The sequence below is a fragment of the Streptomyces sp. Y20 genome (assembly GCF_043195475.1).
Lineage (GTDB): Bacteria > Actinomycetota > Actinomycetes > Streptomycetales > Streptomycetaceae > Streptomyces.
Genome location: NZ_JBIDDP010000001.1, coordinates 418906 through 442417, shown reverse-complemented (window position 1 = coordinate 442417; position 23512 = coordinate 418906). Strand labels below are relative to the sequence as shown.

The window sequence follows — 23512 nt, the reverse complement described above, 5'->3', positions numbered from 1 at the left end:
ACAGTAGGAGTGCGGAGATCATGCGGGAAGCGACGATCCGGCATCTGTGGTATGCGTACACCGCATGGACATCTCCAGTACGGGCCTGCGGGTCCTGAGGCAGATCGCGGAATCCGGCAGCTTCACCGCGGCGGCCGCCAGGCTCGGCTACACGCAGTCGGCGGTCTCACGACAGGCCGTCTCCCTCGAACGGAGCGCGGGCGCCACCCTGTTCGACCGCCGTCCCGACGGGGTGCGGCTCACCCCCGCCGGTCTGACCCTGCTGCGCCACGCCCGCACCATCCTGGACTGCCTCGCGGCGGCCGAGTCCGACCTCACCGGCACGGTCCCACGGACCGAACCGGTGCGGCTCGGACTGTTCCTGAGCGCGGGCGCCGTCATCCTGCCCGCCGCGCTCACCCGCCTGACGGCAACCGACCCGCAGATCACGCTCACGACGACCGAGGGCACCACACCCACCCTGATCCGGGCGCTGCGGGCGGGCTCGATCGACCTCGCCGTGCTGACGTCCCGCCCGCCCCACCGGCCCCTGGACGGCGAGTCGCCGCGCCTGCACGTCGAGGCCGCCGTGGACACCGAACTGGTCCTGGCGACGGCTACGACCGGGAGGTTCGCCGGCCGCACCACGGTGCATGTCGACGAACTGGTCGATGCCCCGTGGATCGCCACCCCGTCGTCGAACTCCGAGCCACTGCTCGGCGTCTGGCCCGGCCTGCCCGGACGGCCGCACATCGTCCACCGCGCACGCGACTGGCTGACCAAACTCCATCTGGTCGCCAACGGCTTCGGGGTGACGACGGTGCCGTCCCGGCTCTCGCCGGTGCTACCGCCCGGGGTGAGCCTGGTGCACGTCGAAGGCGCGCCTCCCGAGATCCGCCGTGTTCTCGTGGCCCGCCTCCCCGGCCGCCCCACCCCGGCGATCACGGCCGTCACCCGAGCGATCACCTCTACCGTCTGACACGTACCGCCGCGGCGGCCGGCCGACCCCGGTCGCCGCCCGCGCGATCACCCGCGCGTCCCTCGGGTCCATCAATGCCGCCGGCCGGCCCGTCGCGCCGGAAACGGCCACGCGCCCCCACGTGTGGCCGACGCACCTCCCCATCGGCGCGCCGCCGCGCCGTCGAGCGGCTGAAACCGCTGCCCCGCGGTTGCGCCCGTCAGCCGCTCGGCCGATGCCCCGGACGGCCACCCGCGCCCTCAGGCGGGTGAGCGGCCGCCTCCTTCGGGCCGCCGGGCATCACGAGCGCTCTCGCCCTGGAGGGACACGTCATCGAGCAGTGCAGTGCCCGGGGCCTCCTCCGAGCGTCGGCCGCCGTTCGGGTGAATCGTCCGGCACGCACAGTCGCGCGGAAACCAAGGGGCGCGGCAACCGTCGGGGTTTTTCCGGCGGGCGCCGGTGGCGATGTTGAGTGGCAGCCCGGTGAACGCCTGTCCAGACTGAAACCGGCGCTTACTGATCACCTGTGATCGGGTCGCCGTCGCCCATCCGTACGTTCTCAGGAGATCGAATGGTGGAGCAGTCCTCCGAGGTCCCCATAGCCGGGCCGGACGAGCCTGCCGTCACCATGAGCGGCACCGGGGCGGCGCAGGCGGAGAGCGAGACGGAGACCGAGCGCAGACTCGCCGCGGTACTGGCCGAGGTCACCGGCGCCGGACAGGTCGCGGTCGACCGTCACTTCTTCGCCGATCTCGGCGCGAACTCCCTGGTGATGGCCCAGTTCTGCGCGCGGCTCAGGAAGAACCCGGAGCTGCCGTCCCCCTCGATGCGGGACATCTACCGGCATCCCACGATCCGGAGCCTGACGGCCGCGCTCGCGCAGGCCGCGCCGGATGGCGACGGGACGGCCGCCTCCCCGTCCGCGCCGGTGGAGTCCACGGGACCAGCGGTTCCGGCGGCGCGCCGCAGCCGGTTCGCCCACCCGTTGTGCGGGGCGTTCCAACTGCTGGTCTTCCTCGGGTACTCGTTGGTGTCCGGCTTCGTGACCGCCGCGGGATACGAGTGGATCGCCGCCGGTTCGGGATTCACCGGGGTCTATCTGCGGTCGCTGGTGTTCGGCGGCATCGGGTTCGTCGTGCTGTGCGCCTTCCCGGTCGCCGCCAAGTGGCTCCTCGTCGGCCGCTGGAAGGAAGGCGAGTTCCCCGTCTGGGGGCCGGCCTACGCGCGCTTCTGGCTCGTCAAGGTGCTGTTGCACGCGAACCCGATGGTGTTCCTGGTCGGAACCCCGCTGTACGTGCTCTATCTGCGGGCGCTGGGCGCGCGGATCGGGAAAGGCGTCACGATCCTCTCCCGTTCCGTCCCGGTCTGCACCGACCTGGTGACGATCGGTGCCGGGACGGTCATCCGCAAGGAGGCGTTCTTCCTGGGGTACCGGGCCCACGCGGGCCGTATCCAGACCGGCCGGGTCACACTCGGCCGGGACGTGTTCGTCGGCGAGAAGACGGTGCTGGACATCGACACCGCGATGGGCGACGGCGCTCAGCTGGGCCACACCTCCGCGCTGCACCGCGGCCGGGCGGTCCCGGACGGCGAACGCTGGCACGGATCGCCGGCCGAGCCCACGGCGGTCGACCACGTACGGGTCCCGCCGGCCCGGTGCGGTACCGCGCGCCGGACCTGGTTCGGGTGCGTGACGATGCTCCAGGTGCTCGGCCTGTACGTTCCGCTCGCCGTCGGCGGGGTGTACATGCTGTTCACCGAGGTGCCGGCGATCGGCAAGCGGCTCGATCCGCGGACGGCGGCGCTGAGCCGGCCGGAACTGGTCTCCGACGCGCTGGCCGTCTCGCTCGTGCTGTTCGCCGGCTCCGTCGTCCTGGGCCTGGCCGCCCTGTACACCCTGCCCCGGCTGCTGCGCCTGTTCGTCCGGCCCGGCCGGGTCTATCCGCTCTACGGATTCCACTACACGGTGCACCGGACGGCGGCCCGCATGACGAACGTCAAGTTCTTCGCCTGGCTGTTCGGGGACAGTTCGTACATCGTGCACTACCTTCGCGGCCTCGGATACGACTTGTCGCACGTCGAGCAGACCGGCTCCAACTTCGGCACGGAAATGCAGCACGAGACGCCCTTCCTGGTCTCCGTCGGCAGCGGGACGATGGTGGCCGACGGGCTGTCCGTGCTCAACGCCGAGTACTCCGCCACGTCGTTCCGGCTCTCCCGGGTGTCGATCGGGCCCCGCAACTTCCTCGGCAACAACATCGCCTATCCCGCGGGCGGCAGGACGGGGGAGAACTGCCTCCTCGCGACCAAGGTGATGGTGCCCCTCGACGGCGAGGTCCGGGAGGGCGTGGGGCTCCTGGGGTCGCCGTGTTTCGAGATTCCCCGGTCGGTGGACCGGGACGCGCGGTTCGACCATCTCCGGTCGGGTGACGCGCTGCGCCGCCGGCTCGCCGCGAAGAACCGGTACAACCTCCGGTCGATGGCGGTGATGCTGTGCGTGCGCTGGGTGCACGTCTTCGCACTCACGCTGCTCGCCCTCGCCTCCGTGGACCTGTACGGCGTGATCGGTCACGTGGTGATCGCCGCCTATCTCGCGCTGACGCTCGCGTTCTCCACCGTCTACTACGTGCTCGTGGAGCGCAGCATGCTGTCGTTCCGCAGGCTGAGCCCCAAACTGTGCTCGATCTACGACCGGGGTTTCTGGCTCCAGGAACGGTTGTGGAAGGTCCCCTCGAACTTCCTCGACGTCTTCAACGGAACCCCCTACAAGAGCCTCGTCTGGCGCATGCTGGGCGTCCGCATCGGCAGCAGGGTGTTCGACGACGGCTGCTATCTGACCGACCGCACGCTCGCCACCATCGGCGACGACTGCACCCTGAACGTCGGCAGCAAGATCCAGTGCCATTCGCAGGAGGACGGCACTTTCAAGTCCGACGGCACCACCCTCGGCGCCGGCTGCACGCTGGGCGTCGGCGCTCATGTGCACTACGGCGTGACCATGGGCGACCGTGCGGTGCTGGCGGCCGACTCCTTCCTGATGAAGGGCGAGGAGGTCCCCCCGGACGCGCGGTGGGGCGGTAATCCGGCCGTGGACATGGCTAAGGCCGGCAGCCGGCCGCGCGGGCCCGTCCCGGCCGTGGAAGCGGCCGACGCCCCTGCGACCGCCCAGAGCTGAGGAAGGCCATTCGATGGACACGCGTGTGGAATCGGACCGGGAGTTCTGGGGCCGGGTGCTGACCGCCGGCGGCGCCACCGCCGTGCCGCGGTGGGCCCCGGAGCCGGCTCCGGGAGCGCTGGAGCAGCGGACGGCGGTCCCGGACGACGTGGCGGCCTCGGTGCGCCGCCTGGCGCGGCGGTCCGGACTCCCGCTGAGCGCGGTGCTCCTGGCGGCGCACGCCAAGGTGCTGGCCGCGCTGTCGGGCGAGCAGGAGGTGGTGACGGGGTACACCGCGGGAGTGCACGGTGAGCCGTTGCCCTGCCGCCTGGCCGTGCCCGCGGGGTCCTGGCGCGCTCTGCTGTCGGCCGCCGGGCGCGCCGAGGCGGAGGTGCTGGCGCACCGGGAGTTCCCGCTGGCCGGGCTGCGGCGCGAACTGGGACTGACCGAGCCGTCGTACGAGGTGGTGTTCGGCCCGCAGGGCGCCGAGGAGACGCCGGGCGGCGACGACGCCGTACTGCGCGTGCGCTGGTGCGACCGGGGCGGACGGCTGCTGCTGCGCCTGCGGTACCGCACGGACGCGCTGGACCCCCCGAGCGCGGCCCGGATCGCCGGCTACCACCTGAAGGCGCTGGCGCTGCTGGCGGCCGACCCGGACGCCGACCACGCCCGGCAGGGACTGCTGTCGGCCGACGAGGTGCGCGAGCAGCTGGAAGGACTGGCGGGGCCCCGCCGGCCGCTGCCGGACGCCCGCGCGCACGAACTGTTCGAGCAACGGGTACGGGCGCACCCGCGCGCGGTGGCCGCCGTGCAGGGCGAACGGCAGTGGACGTACGGCGAACTCAACGCGCGCGCGAACCGGTTGGCGCGGGCGCTGCTCTCCCGCGGGCTGGGCCGGGAGGACGTCGTCGCCGTCGCCATGGAACGCGGCCTCGACTGGCTGGCGGCGACGCTCGCGGTGTTCAAGGCGGGCGGCGTGTACCTGCCGGTCGAGCCGCACCTCCCGGCCGGCCGTATCGCGGCGACGCTGTCGCGCGCGGGCTGCCGGCTGGTGCTCACCGGGCCGGGCGGCACCGGCACCCTCGACGAGGCACTGGCGGCCGTGCCGGGAGCCGAGAAGCTGCCGGTCGGGACGGCGTACGCGGAGCCGCACGGCGACGGCGACCCCCGGGTGCCGGTCGCACCCGGCCAGCTGGCCTACATCTACTTCACCTCCGGCTCCACTGGCGAGCCGAAGGGGGCGATGTGCGAGCACGCGGGCCTCCTCAACCACTTGTACGCCAAGATCGACGACCTGGGTGTCGGCGAAGGGTCCGTGGTGGCGCAGACGGCCCCGCAGTCCTTCGACATCTCGCTCTGGCAGCTGGTGGCCGCCCTGCTGGTCGGCGGGCGGACGCTGCTGGTCGGCCAGGACGAGATCATGGACGTGGAGCGGTTCCTGGACACGATGGTGCGCGGCCGGGTCACCGTGACCCAGCTGGTGCCCTCCTACCTGGAGGTCGTGGTCTCCTACCTGGAGCAGCACCCCCGCGCCCTGCCCGACCTGCGGTGGGTGTCCGTGACCGGTGAGGCGCTGAAACGGGAGCTGGTCCAGCGCTGGTTCGCGGTGCAGCCGGGGATCAGGCTGCTCAACGCCTACGGGCTGACGGAGACGTCGGACGACACCAACCACGAGGTGCTGGACTCGGTACCGGACCGCGTACTGCTGGGCCGGGCGGTCGGCAACGTGCGCGTCTACGTCGTGGACGAGCGGCTGTCGCTGATGCCGCTGGGCGCACCGGGACTGATCGCGTTCTCGGGCGTGTGCGTGGGCCGGGGGTACGTCAACGATCCCGAACGGACCCGTGAGGCCTACCGGACGGACCCCTACCGGCCCGGGGAGCGGCTCTACCTGGGCGGCGACTGGGGCCGCTGGCACCCCGGCGGCAAGCTGGAGTTCCTCGGCCGCCGGGACGGCCAGGTCAAGATCCGCGGCTTCCGCATCGAGATCGGGGAGATCGAGAACGCCCTCCTGCGGGTGGACGGGGTGCGCGACGGTGCGGTGGTCGTCGTCGAGCGGGGCGGTGGGAACAAGCAGCTCGTCGCCTTCCACACCGGCACGCGCCACGAGCCCGAGACGCTCCGCGCGGCGCTCGCGGCGGAGCTGCCCGCCTATATGGTGCCCGCGGCCTTCCACTGGCGGGACGGCCTGCCGCTGACCGCCAACGGCAAGACCGACCGCAAGGCCCTGATCGCCCGGGCCGGGCGGACGGCGCCGGCCGCGGGACCGGTCGCGGCGGCGGAGGGCGGGCTCAGCCCGGCCGAGCGGAGGGTCGCGGCGGCCTGGGCCGCACTGCTGGGCGTGCCCGAGGAGCGGATCGGCCGGGCGGACCACTTCTTCGACTCCGGTGGCACCTCCCTGACGGCGGTCAAGCTCAGCATCGCGCTCGACCGCGCGGTGTCGCTGAAGGACATCACCCGCAATCCCGTGCTCGCCGACCTGGCCGCCCTCCTCGACGCCGCCGGCCGGCGGGGCACTCAGCTGCTGGAGCTCCTGTCGGTGGCGGGCGGTGCGTCCGAGTGCGCGTTGGTGTGCTTCCCGTCCGCGGGGGGCAACGCGGTCAACTTCCGTCCGCTGGCCGCGGCGCTTTCGGGTGACGGCCCGGCCGTTCTCGCGGTGGACCCACCCGGTCACGATCCGGCCGCCGGCCGTGAGCCGTTCGTGCCGATCGCGGACGTGGCCGGCCGGGTCGCCGCCGAGATCGCCGCGCGCGGCCTGACCCGGGTCATGCTGTGGGGCCACTCGTCGGGCGCCGCCCCGGCGCTGGAGACGGCCAGTGCCCTCGCGGAGCACGGTGTGCGGGTGACACGGGTGTTCCTCGGCGCCCACCTGCTCGGCACCGCGGCGGACCGGCGAGCCGCCGCCGCCGAGCTGACCGGCCGCAGTGACGCGGAGATCGTCGCGGAACTGGCCGCGGACGGTGGCCATCCGGAACTCGCCGAGCTGACCGCGCCGCACGCCGAGCACATCGCCGCGGCGTACCGGCACGACTGCGTGTCCGCGCACCGCTACTTCCAGGCGGCCCTGGAGAGTCCGCCGGCGGCACGACTGTCCGCGCCGGTCTCGGTGGTCGTCGCCGCCGACGACCCGCACACGGCCGGCTACGCCGAGCGCCACCGCGACTGGCTGCTCCTGGCCGAACATGTCGAACTGCACGAACTGGCCGACGGCGGCCACCACTTCCCGCGCACCCGGCCGGCCCAGGCGGCGCGGGCGGTCCTGAGCGCCGCCGTCCCGCTGGCCCCGACCTGAGGCCGGCGCCCCTGCCCACCCTCCCTTCCGACGGGTGACCGAAAGGAAACCGAGATGACGTCCTCATCCCTGGCAGCACCGCTCGACGTGGAGCCGCGGCCGGACAGACCCGCGATACTGCGCGTCGACCCGCCCGACGACCCCGCGCGCTGGGCGGCCGAGAACCGGGAGGCGTTGCGGGCGCGGGTCACCGAGCACGGGGCGCTGCTCGTCCGCGGCCTCGGCCTGCGCGACGCGGACCGGGCCGGCGCCGTCTTCACGCGGCTGGCCGGCCGGCTGCTGCCCGAGCGGGAGGCGTTCGCCCCGCGGGAGGCCCACGGTCCGGCGCTGTACTCCTCCACGCCCTGGCCGGCCAACCAGCCGATGTGCATGCACCACGAGCTGAGTTACCCGCTGGAGGTGCCCGGCCTGCTGCTGTTCGCGTGTCTGACCGCCCCCGAGCAGGGCGGCGCGACGGCGGTCGCCGACGCCGCGCAGGTCCTCGACGCCCTGCCCGGTGAGCTGACGGAACGGTTCGAGCGGGAGGGCTGGCTGCTGACACGCACCTACAACGACGAGATCGGCGCGTCCCTGGCGGAGTCGTTCGGCACCGAGGACCGCGGCGAGATCGAGCGCTACTGCCGGGCGAACGCCATCGACTTCACCTGGGGCGCCGACGGCTCACTGCGCACCGAGCAGCGTCGCAGCGCCGTCGTACGGCACCCGCTCACCGGCCGGCGCTGCTGGTTCAACCAGATCGCCTTCCTCAACGAGTGGACGCTCGCCCCCGAGGTGCGTGAGTACCTGCTGGACGAGTACGGCGCGGACGGTCTGCCGTTCAACACCCGCTACGGCGACGGCACCCCGATCGACGAGTACGTCGTGCGGCTCCTCAACGACACGTACGAGGAGCACACCCGGCGCGAACCCTGGCAGGCCGGTGACCTGATGCTGGTGGACAACATCGGCACCGCGCACAGCCGGGAGGCGTTCACCGGTGACCGGCAGGTGGTCGTCGGCCTGGCCGAGCCGCACCGCCCGGCCGACCACCGCCCGACCCCGGAGGCGAGCCCACGATGACCGATCTGCTGCCCACGCCCGCCCAGCCGGCCCCGCCCGGCCCGGAAGCGGCGCCCACCTTCGCGGTGATCTCCGGCGAGCAGGTGCACCGGGCACTCGACGGGCGCGAGAAGGAACTCGTCGACCTGGTCGAGGCCACCTACCGGCTGCACGGCGCCGGGGACTCGGTCAACCCGCCCTCGTACTTCCTGCGCTTCCCCGACCGCCCCGCGTCACGGATCATCGCGCTGCCCGCGTCCCTCGGCGGCCCGGTGCGGGTGGACGGCATGAAGTGGATCTCCAGTTTCCCCGACAACGTACGGAGCGGGCTGCCGCGGGCCTCCGCGGTGCTGATCCTCAACGACCACGACACCGGTTACCCGTTCGCCTGTCTGGAGAGCTCCGTCATCAGCGCGGCCAGGACCGCGGCGTCCGCCGCGCTGGCGGCCGACCGGCTCACCCGCGCCCGGCCCCGGCCCCGCCGTGTCGGCTTCTTCGGCACGGGGCTGATCGCCCGGTACATCCACACCTTCCTGGCCGGCACCGGCTGGACCTTCGACGCGATCGGCGTGCACGACCTGTCCGCCGACAGCGCCGCCGGGTTCTCCGGCTACCTGCGCCAGGCCGGCGCCGGCGAGCGGGTCACCGTCCACGACAGCGCCGAGGACCTCGTGCGCTGCAGCGACCTGGTGGTCTTCGCCACCGTCGCCGGCCGGCCCCACGTCACGACACCCGGCTGGTTCCGCCACCACCCCGTGGTGCTGCACGTGTCGCTGCGCGACCTCGCCCCCGAGGTCCTGCTCGCCTCGGCGAACTACGTCGACGACGTCGAGCACTGCCTGAAGGCGGACACCTCCGCGCACCTGGCCGAACAGCTGACCGGCAGCCGCGACTTCCTGGACGGCACGCTGAACGACGTCCTGCTCGGCCGGACCGTCCCGCCGCGCGACCGGCCGGTGGTCTTCTCCCCGTTCGGCCTGGGCGTCCTCGACCTCGCCGTCGGCAAGTACGTCTACGACCAGGTGGCCCGGGCGGGCGGACTCCGCCTCATCGACGACTTCTTCCACGATCTGCGCCGGTACGGCTGAGGCCGTCGCCCTCAGCCCTGGGACCAGGAGGCCTGCCGTGCCCGTCATCTCCGCTCCCCATGCCTTCAACGAGGGAAACCTCTTCATCGACCTGGAGCCGAGCTTCGGATGCCGCCTCTACCTCAAGTGCGAGGGCTTCAACTTCGCCGGCTCCATCAAGTTGAAGGCCGCGAAGGAGATGGTGGAGGGCGCCGAGCGGGAAGGAACCCTGACAACGGATTCCATCCTCGTCGAGTCCTCGTCCGGGAATCTGGGTGTCGCCCTGAGCATGATCGCCGCGAGCAAGGGCTACCGGTTCCTGTGCGTGACGGACTCCCGTTGCAACCTCTCGACCCGGCTGCTCATGGAGGCCCTCGGCAGCGAGGTGCACGTCGTGGCCGACCTGGACACCAACGGGGGCTTCCTGGGCACCCGGCTCGACTACGTCCGCGGGCTGTGCGCGTCCGACGACCGGTACGTGTGGCTCAGCCAGTACACCAACGCGCAGAACTGGCGGGCGCACTTCCGCACGACGGCACCGGAGATCGCCCGGCACTTCCCTCGCCTGGACGCGCTGTTCATCGGAACGGGCACCGCCGGGACCCTGATGGGCTGCGCGCGCTACTTCCGCGAGTGGCACCGCCCGGTGCGGATCGTCGCCGTGGACAGCGTGGGCTCGGTGGCCTTCGGCGGCGAACCCGGCCGCCGGATGATCCCCGGCCTGGGCATGAGTATGCGCCCCCCGCTCCTCGACGAGGCGTTGGTGGACGAGGTGCTCCGGGTGGAGGAGGCCGACACCATCCGCACCTGTCACCGCCTGGCCCGACGGGGCTTCCTGTTCGGCGGCTCCACGGGGACGGTGGTCAGCGCGGCGTCGGCCTGGCTGGCCCGGCACGGCACCCGTGACCTCACCGCTGTGGCCATCGCCCCCGACCTCGGCGAACGCTACCTCGACACCGTCTACCAGACGAACTGGTTGCAGGACCTGTACGGCGACGGCATGCTCGACTCCGCCCGGGTGAGCCCCTCGTAACCGGGGCGGGCGCGGGTCGGCGTTCGGCGGCGAGAGCGGCCCACTTCCGCTCGCCGGCCACGTCGAGGCGGCGGTACCCGCCGTCCGGCCGTACGCCGGTGGCGCTCACCCGTGCCCTTCCGGGTGAATGTCCCGACACCCGGCGGCGCCCCGGCCGCGGGCCGCACCGGGGACCGGTCGTGCCGAGCCGCACGGAGGCGCCACTCGCCCCGACCGCGTCGATCGGCCCGCCTGATGGCACCGCTGTACGGGTGGTGGAGGCGCCGTACGAGGCGATCCGGCTGAGGCAGGCACCGCGGTGGCATCCGGTACGCACGCGTGACGCCGCCACATCCGGCTGCGGGAGACGGCCGTGCGGTCGGCGGGCGGCTCGTGGACCGAGCCGAGGAGGACGACGTCCCCGGGCGGTGATCCGGGCGCCACCGGCCCCAGAGGTTTTACCGTCCCGTGGTTGCCGCCCCCGAGGGCCCGTCAGAACCTTGGTCACCACGCCGTCGGACAACTGCCTCTGCCGTTCTCGGGGTTGCCCGGGTCCCCGGCGCCGAACGGGGAATGTCCATGCACCTGGAGTTCCGGCATCTGCGTATCCTGCTCACCGTCGCCGAGGCCGGCAGCATTCGCCGGGCCGCCGCGCGGCTCCAGCTGTCCCAGCCGGCCACGAGCGCTCAGCTGAAGCGCATCGAACACGAGTTGGGCGGCCCGCTCTTCATCCGCGGCGCCGACGGGGTGAAGCCGAACGAGAACGGCCAGTACGTGCTGCGCTGCGCCCGGGACCTCGTCATCGGCTTCGACCGGTTGCGCGAGTACGCGCGATCGGCGGCGGAGGCGGACGCAGAGACCGCCGCGCCGCTGAGGGCGGGCGGAGCGGCCGGCCCTCTGGTGCCGCTGCTGGTCTCCGCCCTCTTCGAACTCGTCCCCGAACGCCGGCTCACCGTAGACGCCCGTCGTTCCGTGCACACCCTGGTGAGATCGCTGAGCCTGTCCAAGTGCGACATCGCGGTGTTCGGCGAGTTCCCGGGCTTTCCCCATCCGGTCGGCGAGTCGGTGGTGACACGCACCCTGCTCCGCGAGCCGGTCTTCGTCCTCCTCGCCGAGAACCACCCGCTGGCAAGCCAGGAGACGGTCGGCCTCCATGAGTTGGCGGACGAGGACTGGGTGATGCCGGAGGCGGACGAGAGCGGTGTGCACGCCTACCTCCATCTCACCTGCCGGTCGGCGGGATTCACTCCGCACATCGCCCATGTGACGCCGGACCTGGCCGTGGCGCAGATCCTGGTCGCCGGCCGGCGTGCCGTCTGCGGCGTGTGGCCGACCGCCGATGTGTCCGTCCAGGGCACCGTGCAGAGGCCGCTCGCGGACATCCCGTTGCACCGGCGGCTGCTGCTGGCCTGGAACACGGAGTCGGTACCGCCCGAGCTCGCCGACGCGGCGTGCGAGCGTGTGCTGGCCGCCTATGTGTCGCTGGTGCGGCAACGGCCCCGGTACCTGGACTGGTGGGAGGCCGGGGGAGCGGAGTTCGCACTCGGCGACGGCGGATGAGCGAACGGGCCGTGACTCCCCTCGCCCTATAGCTCCGCGGTTATATCCCAGCTGAAGTCACGTCAGGGACATGTCACCTGTTGAACACTTCGCGTCAACGTCCAAGGACGTCGTCACCCCACGACGAGCGAAGGAATCCCCATGTCCCGTCCTCTTCTCGCCCTTTCCGCGGCGGTCGCCGCCGGCGTCATCACCACGGGGGCCGCGGCCGTACCCGCGCACTCACAGACCGGGGCGGCGCGGCACGCCGCCTCCGTCCGTGACACCGCGATATCCCGGGCCGAGGCGAACGTGACCCGGCACGCCGACACCTTCGGGTTCGGCGCGGGCCAGACCCTCCACGTGAAGGACGTCGTGATCGACGCCGACGGCACCCAGCACGTCCGCTTCGAGCGGACCTACCGCGGCCTCCCCGTCGTCGGCGGCGACTTCGTCGTCCACCAGAAGGCCGACGGCTCGTTCAAGGGATCCACCCGCGCCCGGGCCCACAAGGTCGCTCTCAGGTCCGTCGCTCCCGCCGTAGGCGCCAAGGGCACCGCGGCCGGCGCCCTGAAGCGCGCACACGGGGCGGTGCGCAACGCCAGGTCCACCCCCGAGCTGATCGTGTGGGCCGCCGACGGCACCCCGCGCCTGGCCTGGCGCACCACCGTGCAGGGCCTCGGCGCCAAGGGGCAGCCGCACGGCGAGGTCTTCGTCACCGACGCCACCACCGGCGCGGCGATCGAACAGTACGACGCCGAGCGCGAGGCGACCGGCACGGGCCACTCCGAATACACCGGCGACGTCGGCATCGACACCACCCAGCAGACCGCCGGCACCTTCGCCCTGATCGACCCGCTGCGCGGCCACGTCACCAAGGACGCGCACAACCTGTCGTCGTCGTCCCTGAAGAGCTCCTCCGGCACCCTGTTCACCGACGCCGACGACATCTGGGGCGACGGCAAGAAGTTCTCCACCGACCGCGCCACCGCCGCCGTCGACGCGCACGCCAACACGGCGAAGACGTTCGACTACTACAAGACGACCTTCGGCCGCAACGGCATCAAGAACGACGGCCGCGGCGCCACCGTCTTCGTCCACGTGGGCACCGACTGGGACAACGCCCAGTGGTCGGACTCCTGCTTCTGCATGCTGACCGGCGACGGCAACGGCACCACGGACCCCGAGCAGGTCGACCTGGACACCATGGGCCACGAGATGACCCACGGCGTCACCTCGGCCACCGCCAACCTGCGTTACAGCGGTGAGTCCGGCGGCCTGAACGAGTCCACCAGCGACATCCTCGGCACCATGGTCGAGTGGTACGCCGACAACCCGGTCGACACTCCCGACTACCTCTTCAGCGACCAGTCCACCCCGCCGTGGCTGCGCCGCTTCGACAAGCCGTCGCTGGACGGCCGCTCCGCCGACTGCTGGTCGAAGTCGGTCGGCCGCCTCGACGTGCACTACTCCTCGGGCGTCGGCAACCACTGGTTCTACCTGACCAGTGAGGGCAGCGGCGCCAAGACCGTCAACGGCGTCTCCTACAACAGCCCCACCTGCAACGGCTCCACCGTCACGGGCATCGGCAACCAGAAGGCATCCGCCATCTGGTACCGGGCCCTGACCGTCTACATGACCTCCACCACGGACTACAAGGGGGCCCGTACCGCGACCCTGAACGCGGCGAAGGACCTCTACGGCGCCACCGGCCCCGAGTACGCCACCGTGGCCGCGGCCTGGAGCGCGGTCGACGTCCTCTGACGCCCCTGGCACCGCCCCGGGAGGCAACTCCGCGCGCTACCAGGGCAGAAGATCCATGTTCGGGTGATGTGTGCCGTATCACGCCATTGAAGTCCGCCCAAGTTGTCTGAATCACAGCGGATATGTCCATTTGGCGTCCATGCTTGCTGGGACAGCGGCTCCCGAAGGGGAGCCCCTCGGCATGGGCGCCAAGTTCCGAAGTGGCCCATGGCGCAGTCCTCGTGACATTCCCCCCTGGATCTCCCGGAAAGGTGCCCATCATGGCCGCTTACCTCTGTCCTCCTGCCGTGATACACGGCGAGCACGCCGTGAAGACCAGCCAGATCGTGGCGGAGGTGCGCGACCGGCACCCGCACGCGGCGTGGGCGCCCCGCATCGACGGCATCGCCGCCGGTACGGGCATCGAGACCCGCGGGTGGATGCTGCCGCTGGAGACCGCCGTCGCGCCCGGCAGCGGCGGCGGACTGCGGGCTGCCGGCACCGGGCCGGCCCGCAAGGCGCTGGCACGCGACGGGTTCACCGAGCACGACGCCGACCGCGTGATCGCGGCCCTCGAGGCGATGCCCGCGCCGCAGACCGTCCAGGAGCGCACCGCGCCCGCGTGGGAGGCGGTGCGGTCCTACGGCGAGCGTGCGGCACGCGGAGCCCTGCAGACAGCCGGGCTGGACACCGCGGACGTCGACTGCCTGATCACGAGTCACTCCACCACCCCGGCGCTGCCGGGGCTGGACATCGCCCTGGCCAACACACTCCCGCTCCGCAACGACGTGATGCTGCTGCCGGCCACGCAGTGGGCCTGTGTCGCGGGGACCCGCTCACTGGCCCTGGCGGCGGATCTCGTGGCCGCGGACCCCGACCGGGTGGTCCTGGTCGTGATCGCGGAGGCGCTGAGCACCACCTACCAGCCCGCGGACGACACCCTGGAGTCCCTGATCGTCCGGTTGCTGTTCGCGGACACCGCGGTGGCCGCGGTGGTCACGGGCCGCCCGAGGCGCGAGTCGGTGCTGCGGTTGGACGCCGCCTGGCACCACACCCTGCCCGGCACCCAGGACCTGCACCGCCTGGACACACGGGCGGACGGCACCCACTTCGTCATGGACCGGCGCGGGCCGCGCGCCGTACAGGAGACGGTCACCGCGATGTGGGAGTGGCTGCGCGTCCGGTATGAGGACCATCCCGACTCCTGGCACCCCGACGTGCTGCTCGCGCACCCCGGCGGGACCCGGGTGCTGGAGTACATGGAGCAGACGATGCCCGACGCGTGGCCGTCGGGGCTGCTGGACCACAGCCGGGAGAGCTACACCAGCGGCAACCGCGGAGGCGCCGCCGTGTTCGACATCCTGAGGCGGGCGCACGACGCCGGGCAGAAGTCGGGCAGCCGAGCCGTCCTGTACGCGGCGGCACCGGGCCTCACCGCCACCGCCCTGGAAGGGGAGTGGCTGTAGAGGCGCACGCCACCGCTGCCCTCACCGCGCCCGCGCCCGCGTACGCCCGCCGCGCCCCGTCCCGCGGCCGCGTCACCTCCTGACTTCCGCCCAGACCACCTTGCCGGTGTCCGTCCACCGCACCCCCCACCGGCTGGTGAGCCTGTGCACGATGTTCAGGCCCCGCCCGCCGTCGTCGAGGAGGCCGCCCCCGCTCAGCCGCGGCCTGCCGTTGCCGGTGTCGCCCACCTCGCACAGCAGGCCGTGACCGGTTCTGATCAGTCGTACCGTGACGGGCCCGGTGGCGAAGCGCACCGCGTTGGTGACCAGCTCGCTGACCAGGAGCGGCACGTCGTCCCGGGTGTCGTCCCTGGTGCGCCACTTCCGCAGCACCGCGGAGACGTACGCGCGGGCACGGGCGGGCGCGTCGTCGCGGGCGGGTATCCGCCAGGTGACGGTGTCCCCCTTGCGGTAGCCGATCATGCGCGCGAGCAGCAGGGTCACGTCGTCACGCCGGCGCACGGGCGTCAACGCGGAGACGATGTGCCGTGCGGCCTGCTCCAGGGCGTCCCAGGGGTGCACCGCGGACACGGTCTCCGCCAGTCTCCCGATGCCCTCGTCGATCGGCAGGGCCGGATCCTCCACCAGGCCGTCGGTGTAGAGGGTGAGCAGGGAGCCCGGGGGCGCGCCGAACGTGTGCACGCCGAACGGCTCCCGCACCGCGAACTCGGCGCCCAGGCCGGGGTGGGGGCGGACCGGCAGTGGGGCCGCGTGCCCGTTCGGGAGCACCAGGATCGGGGGGAGGTGGCCGGCGCTGGAGAGCGCCACGTGGTGGCTGACCGGGTCGTACAGGGCGATGCAGCAGGTGGAACCGAGGGCGCTGTAGCCGGCCGCCAGCCCGGACTCCGCGTCGTCCAGCAGTGTCACGGTCGCGTCCAGGTGCTCCAGCACCTCGTCGGGTGCCAGCCCCGCGGACAGCAGCGCGCGGGCCTCCATGCTCAGTTGGCCCATGGTGGCCGCTGCCCCCAGGCCGTGCCCGACGACGTCACCGACCACCAGCGCGGTACGGCCGTCGGGCAGCGGGAAGCTGTTCACCCAGTCGCCGCCGACGCCCGCGCTGTCGGGGGTGGCGGGCTGGTAGACGCTGGCGATCTCGACGGTGTCGCCGCCGGTCCGGGGCAGCAGCCGGCGCTGCAACGCCAGCACCTGCGTGTGCTCGCGCTGGTGCTGACGGGCCAGGTCGACGTGATGGGCGGTCCTGGCCACCAGTTCCTGCAGGTCGAGCAGCTCGCTGTCGCGGAAGGGGCAGTCCGCCCGCCGCCAGACCTCCGCCACGCCCAGCACGACGGGCGGTGCGCGGTCCAGGACCAGCGGTATGCACGCCACGCCCGCCGACCGGTCACCGGGCACCAGGGCGCGTATCACTCGCGGACTGCCGAGGACCCGCTCCACCGCCTTCCGGTCGGGTATGACGATCGCCTGCGGGGCATCGTCCCGGCGCACCGCCTGCGCCAGCAGGCGGCTCGCGTCGCTGGGAAGATCGTCGCCCGGAGTCACGTAACCCTCCGGCCACGCCCGGTCCGGCACCAGGGCCGCCCGCCGTAGCCGGATGCGCCCCTGTGCCCGCTCGGTCACTCCCTCGCCCGTCCACACGGAGAAGTCGAGGTCGACGGCGGCCACGTCCCCCCAGGCCAGCAGGGACTCCGCCAGGGACTGCGCGGTCTCGCCGATGTCCAGAGAGGTCCCGACCGCGGTCTCGGCGGCGTACAGGTGCAGCCTCCTGGCCATGGCGATCACGGAGACGGTCAAACCCTCCTGGGGCGCCGCGGCGGGCAGGATGCTCATCGAGACCACCAGCTCGGACCCGTCGCCGCGCCGCAGGCGCTGGATCCGGGCGACATGCGCCTCACCCATCTCCAGAACCTGCCGCAACCGCCGCGTGACCGTCGGTACGTCCCCGGGGGGCAGCAGATCGACGAAAGAACTGCCCGCCGCGGCGTCCAGACCAGCGAAGACGGGGGCGTCCAGATTGCAGCGGGTGATTGTCAGATCCCTGTCGAGGTTGACCACGCCGAGAATCTGGTCCTGACGGTCGGCTCCCGGGCCGTCGGGCGCGCGCCGGCGGGCCGCGCGGTCACCCGGCGCGTCGGCGGGACCAGCGGCCGCGGGCGCTTTGCCGCGCGGGATGTAGCGACCCAGGGCACCGCTGACCAGGTCGAAGGGCGAAGAGGACGAAGGGGAGGGTGTGGAGTCCATGGGGCTCTCTCGGCAATCCCCGGCGCAGCGCCGGGGCCGTACTCGAAAACCGTGCGACGGAGCCCCGAGATCCCTGACCGCACACCTCATTGAATAACACCGGCGGCCGCTTCGCCCACAGCGGCCGACCGCGTGCCGCGTGTGCGGAGGGACGGGCACGTGCCGGCACACGGTGGAAGGACGCGGCTCACCCGCGCACGGGGCGCGGACCGCAATCCGGCCGGGACCGTTCCCGCCCGGTTACCAGGGCACTTCCCCGTCCTCGTCCTGGAACGTCACCGCCGGGCCGTCCGCGCCGGGCATGGCCGGACGTACGACGACCCCGGCACTGCCCTCGGGTGTCCTGCCGATCCCGGATGCCGACGCAGCAACGGTCACCCCCGCGTCCGGGAGCGGTTCCGGCGCGCAGTCGACAACGGCGACCTGCCCCGCGGACCGATCCCGGCCGGCTGGCCCGCTACCTCACCACTTCGCCTGCGGCCTCGCCGCACAAGCCGCGAGCGGTGTCGGCCGCGACGAACCCCAGGAGCTGGCCGACGCACGCCGCCCTGCGCAACCGGCCACCCGCCGGAAGCCCGCCCGGCGTGCTCCGGCCGCCCTCCTGACGGGTGAACGTGGTGAGCCGCGTCGCATCGGAGCGGGGAAGGCTTGCTATGCAACGAGGTGCATAGCAGGATCTGTGTCATGGCGCTCGAACACGCGATCCTGGTGTCGCTCCTGGAGAAGCCCGGATCCGGCTATGAACTGGCGCGGCGTTTCGAGCGGTCCATCGGCTACTTCTGGACCGCGACGCACCAGCAGATCTATCGCGTGCTCAAGCGCATGGAGAACGACGGCTGGGTCGACGTCCGGGACGTCCCGCAGCAGGGCCGGCCGGACAAGAAGGAATACTCCGTCGCCGACCTCGGCCGGGCGGCGCTGTCCTCCTGGCTGCACGATCCGATCGAACCGGAGAGCGTCCGCCACGACCTGGCCGTGAAGATCCGGGGCGCCGCCTTCGACGACCCGGCCGCCCTGATCCGCGAGGTGGAGCGGCACCGGCAGGCACACCGGAACCGGCTGGCGCGCTATCTCGCGGGCGAGGTACGGGACTTCATCGAGCCCGAGGCGGAGACAACGGGTCCGCGGACGCCGCTCGACGCGGAAAGAGAGCTCCAGCACGTCGTCCTGCGCGGCGGCATCGCGTACGAGCGGATGATGATCGACTGGCTGGACGACGTGCTCGCCACGCTGGCCCGGTTCGGTCCGGTCCGCTGATCGTGCCGCGCTCTTCGCCGGGCCTCCCGGTGCGCCGGGCCTGCCACCGGCCCTCCCGGTCCGCCGTCCCCTCCGCCGGTCCTCCCGCTCCGGCCCCCGCCCAGCCGTCGCACCCTCCCTTCCCTCCGTCCACCGGCCGAAAGGCGTCCCACCATGGCTGACCAGCTGCTGTTCAACCCGCGCGGTTACGACCCCGCGCACTTCGACCCCGAGACGCGCCGCTTGCTGCGTGCCACCGTCGACTGGTTCGAGGAGCGCGGGAAGCGGCGGCTGCTGGAGGACTACCGGACCCGCGCGTGGCTCGGTGACTTCCTCGCCTTCGCCGCGAAGGAGAACCTGTTCGCCACCTTCCTGACGCCGTCGTCCGCGGCGGGCGAGGGGGAGCCGGACAAGCGGTGGGACACCGCCCGGATCGCCGCGCTCAACGAGATCCTCGGCTTCTACGGCCTGGACTACTGGTACGCCTGGCAGGTGACGATCCTCGGCCTCGGCCCGGTCTGGCAGAGCGACAACGCCGCCGCACGTGCCCGGGCCGCGCGACTCCTCGCCCAAGGGGAGGTGTTCGCGTTCGGCCTGTCGGAGAAGGCCCACGGCGCCGACATCTACTCCACCGACATGCTGCTCCAGCCCGACGGTGACGGGGGCTTCAGCGCCACCGGCTCCAAGTACTACATAGGCAACGGCAACGCCGCCGGACTCGTCTCCGTCTTCGGCCGCCGCACCGACGTAGAGGGCCCGGACGGCTACGTGTTCTTCGCCGCCGACAGCCGTCACCCCGCCTACCACCTGGTCAAGAACGTCGTCGACTCCTCGAAGTTCGTCAGCGAGTTCCGCCTGGAGGACTACCCCGTAACGGCCGAGGACGTTCTGCACACCGGCCGCGCCGCCTTCGACGCCGCCCTCAACACCGTCAACGTCGGCAAGTTCAACCTGTGCACCGCCTCGATCGGCATCTGCGAGCACGCGATGTACGAGGCCGTCACCCACGCGCACAACCGCGTCCTGTACGGCCGCCCCGTCACCGCTTTCCCGCACGTGCGGCGCGAGCTGACCGACGCGTACGTCAGGCTCGTCGGCATGAAGCTGTTCAGCGACCGTGCCGTCGACTACTTCCGCTCCGCCGGCCCGGACGACCGCCGCTACCTGCTCTTCAACCCGATGACGAAGATGAAGGTGACCACGGAGGGCGAGAAGGTCATCGACCTCATGTGGGACGTGATCGCGGCCAAGGGCTTCGAGAAGGACAACTACTTCGCCCAGGCGGCGGTGGAGATCCGCGGCCTGCCGAAGCTGGAAGGTACGGTCCACGTCAATCTGGCGCTGATCCTGAAGTTCATGCGCAACCACCTCCTCGACCCGGTCGACCACCCCCGCGTGCCGACCCGCCTGGACGCGGCCGACGACGACTTCCTGTTCCGGCAGGGGCCGGCCCGCGGCCTCGGCTCGGTGCGCTTCCACGACTGGCGACCCGCCTTCGAGGCCTACGCGCACCTGCCCAACGTGACCCGCCTGCGCGAACAGGCCGACGCCCTCTGTGCGTTCGTCGCCACCGCGGCCCCCGACGCGGAGCAGAGCCGCGATCTCGATCTCCTTCTCGCGGTCGGTCAGCTCTTCGCGCTCGTCGTGCACGGGCAGCTCGTCCTGGAACAGGCGGCGCTCGCCGGACTCGACGAGGACGTGCTCGACGAACTCTTCGCCGTTCTCGTGCGGGACTTCTCCGCGCACGCCGTCGAACTGCACGGAAAGGACTCGGCGACCGAGGCGCAGCAGCAGTGGGCGCTGGGTGCCGTCCGGCGCCCGGCCGTCGACGAGGCACGCACGCAGCGGGTCTGGCAGCAGGTCGAGGCGCTGTCCGGCACGTACGAGATGGCTCCTTAGACGCGCCCGGCACAGCACCGGAGGCCGGGCCGCGCGTGCCGGCCTCCGGTCGGCCGGGGTTCGGCTCCGTGGCCGCGCCCCGACCGGTGCCGTCCGGTGCGTCAGGTGGTCGAGCAGCCGGCCGGGGTGGCCCGCGACGCGTCGTCGATCAGCGCCCGCTGCGCCGCCTCGACCCGCCGCACATCGGGCTTGACGACCGTGCGGTCGTACGTCATCAGGCCGTTGAGCTCACCCTCGACGTCCGAGATCTGGGTGTAGACGGCGCCGTTGCCGCCCTTGCAGGCCAACGCGTGCACCTCGGCGAGTTTCGCCAGGTAGTCGTCGGTGTACCGTGCCGGGTCGACGTCGACGTACGACTGCTGGACCGGCCAGGCGTGGCCGGGCACCGCGAGACCGAGACCGCCGTACTCGCCGCTGACCATGGCACGCCTGCCGTCGGGGTGCGGTGGCAGCGCCGGGCTCGGGTAGCCGTGTTCGTCCATGATGTCGCCGGTGCCGCCGTCGGCGCCGAGGTTGAGGCCCGACATGCTGTCGACCAGCCGGGTCGGGTCCCAGGACTTGGCCTGGTCGGCGATGCGGGCCATGTCGTACTGGCCCCAGCCCTCGTTGAAGGTGACCCACATGACGACCGACGGGCTGCTGATGTGCTCATCGATCATCTCCTTCATCTCGTGCTCGTACTCGGCGCGTTGGGCGGACGTGTCGGGCACCCGGCTCATCGCCGGCATGTCCTGCCAGACCAGCAGACCGAGCCGGTCGGCCCAGTAGAACCAGCGGTCGGGCTCCACCTTGATGTGCTTGCGGACCGCGTTGAAGCCCATCGCCTTGTGCGTCTTCAGGTCGTGGGCGAGGGCCGCGTCGGTGGGCGCCGTGTACAGGCCGTCCGGCCAGAAGCCCTGGTCCAGCGTTGCCATCATGAAGACGGGCTTGCCGTTGAGGACGGTGCGCGGGACGCCGTCCACCTTCTCGACCGCGATGGAGCGCATCCCGAAGTAACTGCCGACGCGGTCGCGGCCGACGCTCACCCTCAGGTCGTACAGGAAGGGGTCGCCGGGCGACCACAGGTGCGCGTGCGGGATCTTCAGCGTGAGGGGTTCGCCGCTGCGGCCGACGGCCGTGGCGACCTCGCGGTGGCCGTCGTACGCCGTGGCCCGCACCGGGAGTCCGGCCCGCACGCCCTGCGGTTCGACGCTGAGCGTCCCCGCCGGGACGTCCGGGGTGAGCTTGAGCGTGTCGACGTGCTCGGCCGCGACCGGCTCCATCCAGACGGTCTGCCAGATACCGGACGACGGTGTGTACCAGATGCCGCTGGGGTCGGTGCGCTGCTTGCCGACCGGCGGGTTCTCGCCGGCGGCTGCGTCCGTCGGGTCGTAGACACCGACGATCAGCTCCTGGGTGCGGCCGGGTTCGAGGGCGTCGGTGATGTCGGCGGTGAACTTGTCGTAGCCGCCCTTGTGTCGGGCGACCTCGGTGCCGTTGACGTACACCTCGGCCTGCCAGTCGACGGCGCCGAAGTTCAGCTGCAGGTGCTTGCCCGAGCCGATTCTCCAGTCGGCCGGGACGGTGAAGGTGCGCCGGTACCACATCCGGTCCTCGTGCCGTTCGATCCCCGACAGCTGGGACTCGACCGGGTACGGGACGAGGATCCGCTCGCGCAGCTGCTTGCCGACCGGGGGCCGCTCGCCGGGCGCGGCGGCGGCGAACTGCCAGGTGCCGTTCAGGTTCCGCCAGGCGTCCCGGGTGAGCTGGGGACGGGGGTACTCGGGGTGGGCGTTGGCGGGAGTGACCTCGTCCGCCCACGGGGTGCGCAGTTCGTGTGTGGAGTGGTTGGGGCCGCTGCTCCAGAAAGCCCCGACGGCCTTGCCGTCCTGGGCGCCGAGACCGCCCTTGCCGTCGTAGTGGACGTCGGCGAGGCCGGGCGCGGTGCCGGTCCTGTTGCCGACGACGGGCTCCTTGAGTGCCACGAGCAGGGACCTGGGGTCGCCCGGGTCGGCCGTGGCCGTGCCGAGCGGCCACTCGGCCCCGCCGATCACGGCGTCGATGTGGTCGGTGACGCCGGCCGGTGGCGCGGCGAGTGCCTGGGCGAAGTCGAGCTTGAGGGTGCGGCCGTCCTTGAGGACGGTGGCGGCCAGGGCGCCGTCGTAGTCGAAGTCGTCGGGCAGCCGGAAGGCCGAGGACGGGATCGCCTCCTCGGCCTCTCCCGGCTCGGTCCAGCGCAGGTGGAGGTTGGAACCGCCGAAGTGCTCGAAGTACTCGACCTTGATGTCGTAGGCCTTGCCGGCCGTCAACTCCACCGGCTGGGAGGTCTGTTCGTTGTCCCAGTCGTCGACCCAGTGGTCGATGGCCGGCTTGCCGTCGATCCACAGCCGGAAGCCGTTGTCACCGGTCATCGAGAAGGTGGTGGGGCCCGTCCTCTCCGGTACGACCTTGCCGGTCCAGCGGACGCTCACGTCGTCGTTCCGGCCGGTGGCGGACTGCAGACGGGGCTCGAGGTCGCCGAAGTCGATGCCGGGGTCGAAGGCGGTCGCCTTCAGGTCGTGGAAGTCGAAGGCTCCGGGGGCGGACTGGATGTAGTACTCGCCCTTGAGGCCGTGGGGTTCCAGGGGGGAGCCGGCGGCCGTCGCGGACGGCGCTGCGGCGAGACCGGTGATGCCGAGAGCTGCGGTGAGCAGCATGGCCAGTCGCTGTCGGCTTCTGCTGGGGCGCACTTGTCTCCTTGGGGGTGAGCTGATCGATGGCTCGTCGAGACGTTGTACAACGTTGGAAGGAGAGAGCAATGGGCATGACAGCATGGCGTCCGGCCGCCTGTCCAGACCCGTGCGCGCCGAACCGGTCCGGCGGGGCGCACGCCACCTCGATGCTGTGACGACGTGTCATGTCCGTAGACCGGCGAC

The 23512-nt window shown here is 72.0% G+C and carries 13 protein-coding genes; 11 read left to right on the top strand and 2 right to left on the bottom strand.

Annotation, left to right across the window (positions count from 1 at the left end):
* Positions 1 to 64 precede the first annotated feature (64 nt).
* From ACGFT1_RS02025 to ACGFT1_RS01985, 9 genes are all read left to right on the top strand, one after another.
* Positions 65 to 958, top strand: a complete 894-nt coding sequence (locus ACGFT1_RS02025; protein WP_373907078.1) for a LysR family transcriptional regulator — start codon at positions 65 to 67, stop codon at positions 956 to 958.
* Positions 959 to 1508: 550 nt separating this feature from the next.
* A complete protein-coding gene (locus ACGFT1_RS02020; RefSeq protein ID WP_373907077.1) occupies positions 1509 to 4112 on the top strand; it encodes a Pls/PosA family non-ribosomal peptide synthetase in 2604 nt (867 codons plus the stop codon).
* A gap of 13 nt (positions 4113 to 4125) precedes the next feature.
* Positions 4126 to 7383: an amino acid adenylation domain-containing protein gene (locus tag ACGFT1_RS02015; RefSeq protein WP_373907076.1), complete on the top strand. Its 3258-nt coding sequence runs from the start codon at positions 4126 to 4128 to the stop codon at positions 7381 to 7383.
* A 54-nt stretch (positions 7384 to 7437) separates the two neighbouring features.
* On the top strand, positions 7438 to 8442 hold the full coding sequence (locus ACGFT1_RS02010) for a TauD/TfdA family dioxygenase (protein WP_373907075.1): 1005 nt from the start codon (positions 7438 to 7440) through the stop codon (positions 8440 to 8442).
* A complete protein-coding gene (gene sbnB / locus ACGFT1_RS02005; RefSeq protein ID WP_373907074.1) occupies positions 8439 to 9509 on the top strand; it encodes a 2,3-diaminopropionate biosynthesis protein SbnB in 1071 nt (356 codons plus the stop codon). The genes ACGFT1_RS02010 and sbnB overlap by 4 nt, the downstream gene beginning before the upstream one ends.
* A 37-nt stretch (positions 9510 to 9546) precedes the next feature.
* Positions 9547 to 10521 carry a 2,3-diaminopropionate biosynthesis protein SbnA gene (gene sbnA / locus ACGFT1_RS02000; protein WP_373907073.1) on the top strand — a complete coding sequence of 325 codons (975 nt, stop codon included), beginning with the start codon at positions 9547 to 9549 and terminating at the stop codon, positions 10519 to 10521.
* Positions 10522 to 11079: 558 nt separating this feature from the next.
* Entirely contained in the window at positions 11080 to 12060 is a 981-nt protein-coding gene (locus tag ACGFT1_RS01995; protein ID WP_373907072.1) for a LysR family transcriptional regulator, read from the top strand.
* Positions 12061 to 12201: 141 nt separating this feature from the next.
* Positions 12202 to 13803 (top strand): M4 family metallopeptidase, encoded by a 1602-nt coding sequence (locus ACGFT1_RS01990; RefSeq protein WP_373907071.1) that lies wholly within the window; start codon positions 12202 to 12204, stop codon positions 13801 to 13803.
* A 260-nt stretch (positions 13804 to 14063) separates the two neighbouring features.
* Positions 14064 to 15248, top strand: a complete 1185-nt coding sequence (locus ACGFT1_RS01985; protein WP_373907070.1) for a type III polyketide synthase — start codon at positions 14064 to 14066, stop codon at positions 15246 to 15248.
* A gap of 72 nt (positions 15249 to 15320) precedes the next feature.
* Here the strand turns inward: ACGFT1_RS01985 and ACGFT1_RS01980 are convergent, their stop codons facing one another.
* Positions 15321 to 17483 (bottom strand): SpoIIE family protein phosphatase, encoded by a 2163-nt coding sequence (locus ACGFT1_RS01980; RefSeq protein ID WP_373907069.1) that lies wholly within the window; start codon positions 17481 to 17483, stop codon positions 15321 to 15323.
* Between the two features lie 684 nt (positions 17484 to 18167).
* Between ACGFT1_RS01980 and ACGFT1_RS01975 the strand changes: the two genes are divergently transcribed.
* The gene (locus tag ACGFT1_RS01975) at positions 18168 to 18740 is read left to right on the top strand and encodes a PadR family transcriptional regulator (RefSeq protein WP_373907068.1); all 573 of its coding nucleotides are present in this window, start codon (positions 18168 to 18170) and stop codon (positions 18738 to 18740) included.
* A 153-nt stretch (positions 18741 to 18893) separates the two neighbouring features.
* A complete protein-coding gene (locus ACGFT1_RS01970; RefSeq protein ID WP_373907067.1) occupies positions 18894 to 20618 on the top strand; it encodes an acyl-CoA dehydrogenase family protein in 1725 nt (574 codons plus the stop codon).
* Between the two features lie 101 nt (positions 20619 to 20719).
* Here ACGFT1_RS01970 and ACGFT1_RS01965 read toward each other — a convergent pair whose 3' ends face one another.
* Complete coding sequence (locus tag ACGFT1_RS01965; RefSeq protein WP_373907066.1) at positions 20720 to 23326, bottom strand: PA14 domain-containing protein; 2607 nt, start codon at positions 23324 to 23326, stop codon at positions 20720 to 20722.
* Between the last annotated feature and the right edge of the window lie 186 nt (positions 23327 to 23512).

What these genes read in the sequence shown, in the direction of transcription:
- ACGFT1_RS02025 (WP_373907078.1), top strand. Translation starts at nt 65, where the DNA reads ATGGACATCTCCAGTACGGGCCTGCGGGTCCTGAGGCAGATCGCGGAA.
- ACGFT1_RS02020 (WP_373907077.1), top strand. Translation starts at nt 1,509, where the DNA reads ATGGTGGAGCAGTCCTCCGAGGTCCCCATAGCCGGGCCGGACGAGCCT.
- ACGFT1_RS02015 (WP_373907076.1), top strand. Translation starts at nt 4,126, where the DNA reads ATGGACACGCGTGTGGAATCGGACCGGGAGTTCTGGGGCCGGGTGCTG.
- ACGFT1_RS02010 (WP_373907075.1), top strand. Translation starts at nt 7,438, where the DNA reads ATGACGTCCTCATCCCTGGCAGCACCGCTCGACGTGGAGCCGCGGCCG.
- sbnB (WP_373907074.1), top strand. Translation starts at nt 8,439, where the DNA reads ATGACCGATCTGCTGCCCACGCCCGCCCAGCCGGCCCCGCCCGGCCCG.
- ACGFT1_RS01995 (WP_373907072.1), top strand. Translation starts at nt 11,080, where the DNA reads ATGCACCTGGAGTTCCGGCATCTGCGTATCCTGCTCACCGTCGCCGAG.
- ACGFT1_RS01990 (WP_373907071.1), top strand. Translation starts at nt 12,202, where the DNA reads ATGTCCCGTCCTCTTCTCGCCCTTTCCGCGGCGGTCGCCGCCGGCGTC.
- ACGFT1_RS01985 (WP_373907070.1), top strand. Translation starts at nt 14,064, where the DNA reads ATGGCCGCTTACCTCTGTCCTCCTGCCGTGATACACGGCGAGCACGCC.
- ACGFT1_RS01980 (WP_373907069.1), bottom strand. Translation starts at nt 17,483, where the DNA reads ATGGACTCCACACCCTCCCCTTCGTCCTCTTCGCCCTTCGACCTGGTC.
- ACGFT1_RS01975 (WP_373907068.1), top strand. Translation starts at nt 18,168, where the DNA reads ATGGCGCTCGAACACGCGATCCTGGTGTCGCTCCTGGAGAAGCCCGGA.
- ACGFT1_RS01970 (WP_373907067.1), top strand. Translation starts at nt 18,894, where the DNA reads ATGGCTGACCAGCTGCTGTTCAACCCGCGCGGTTACGACCCCGCGCAC.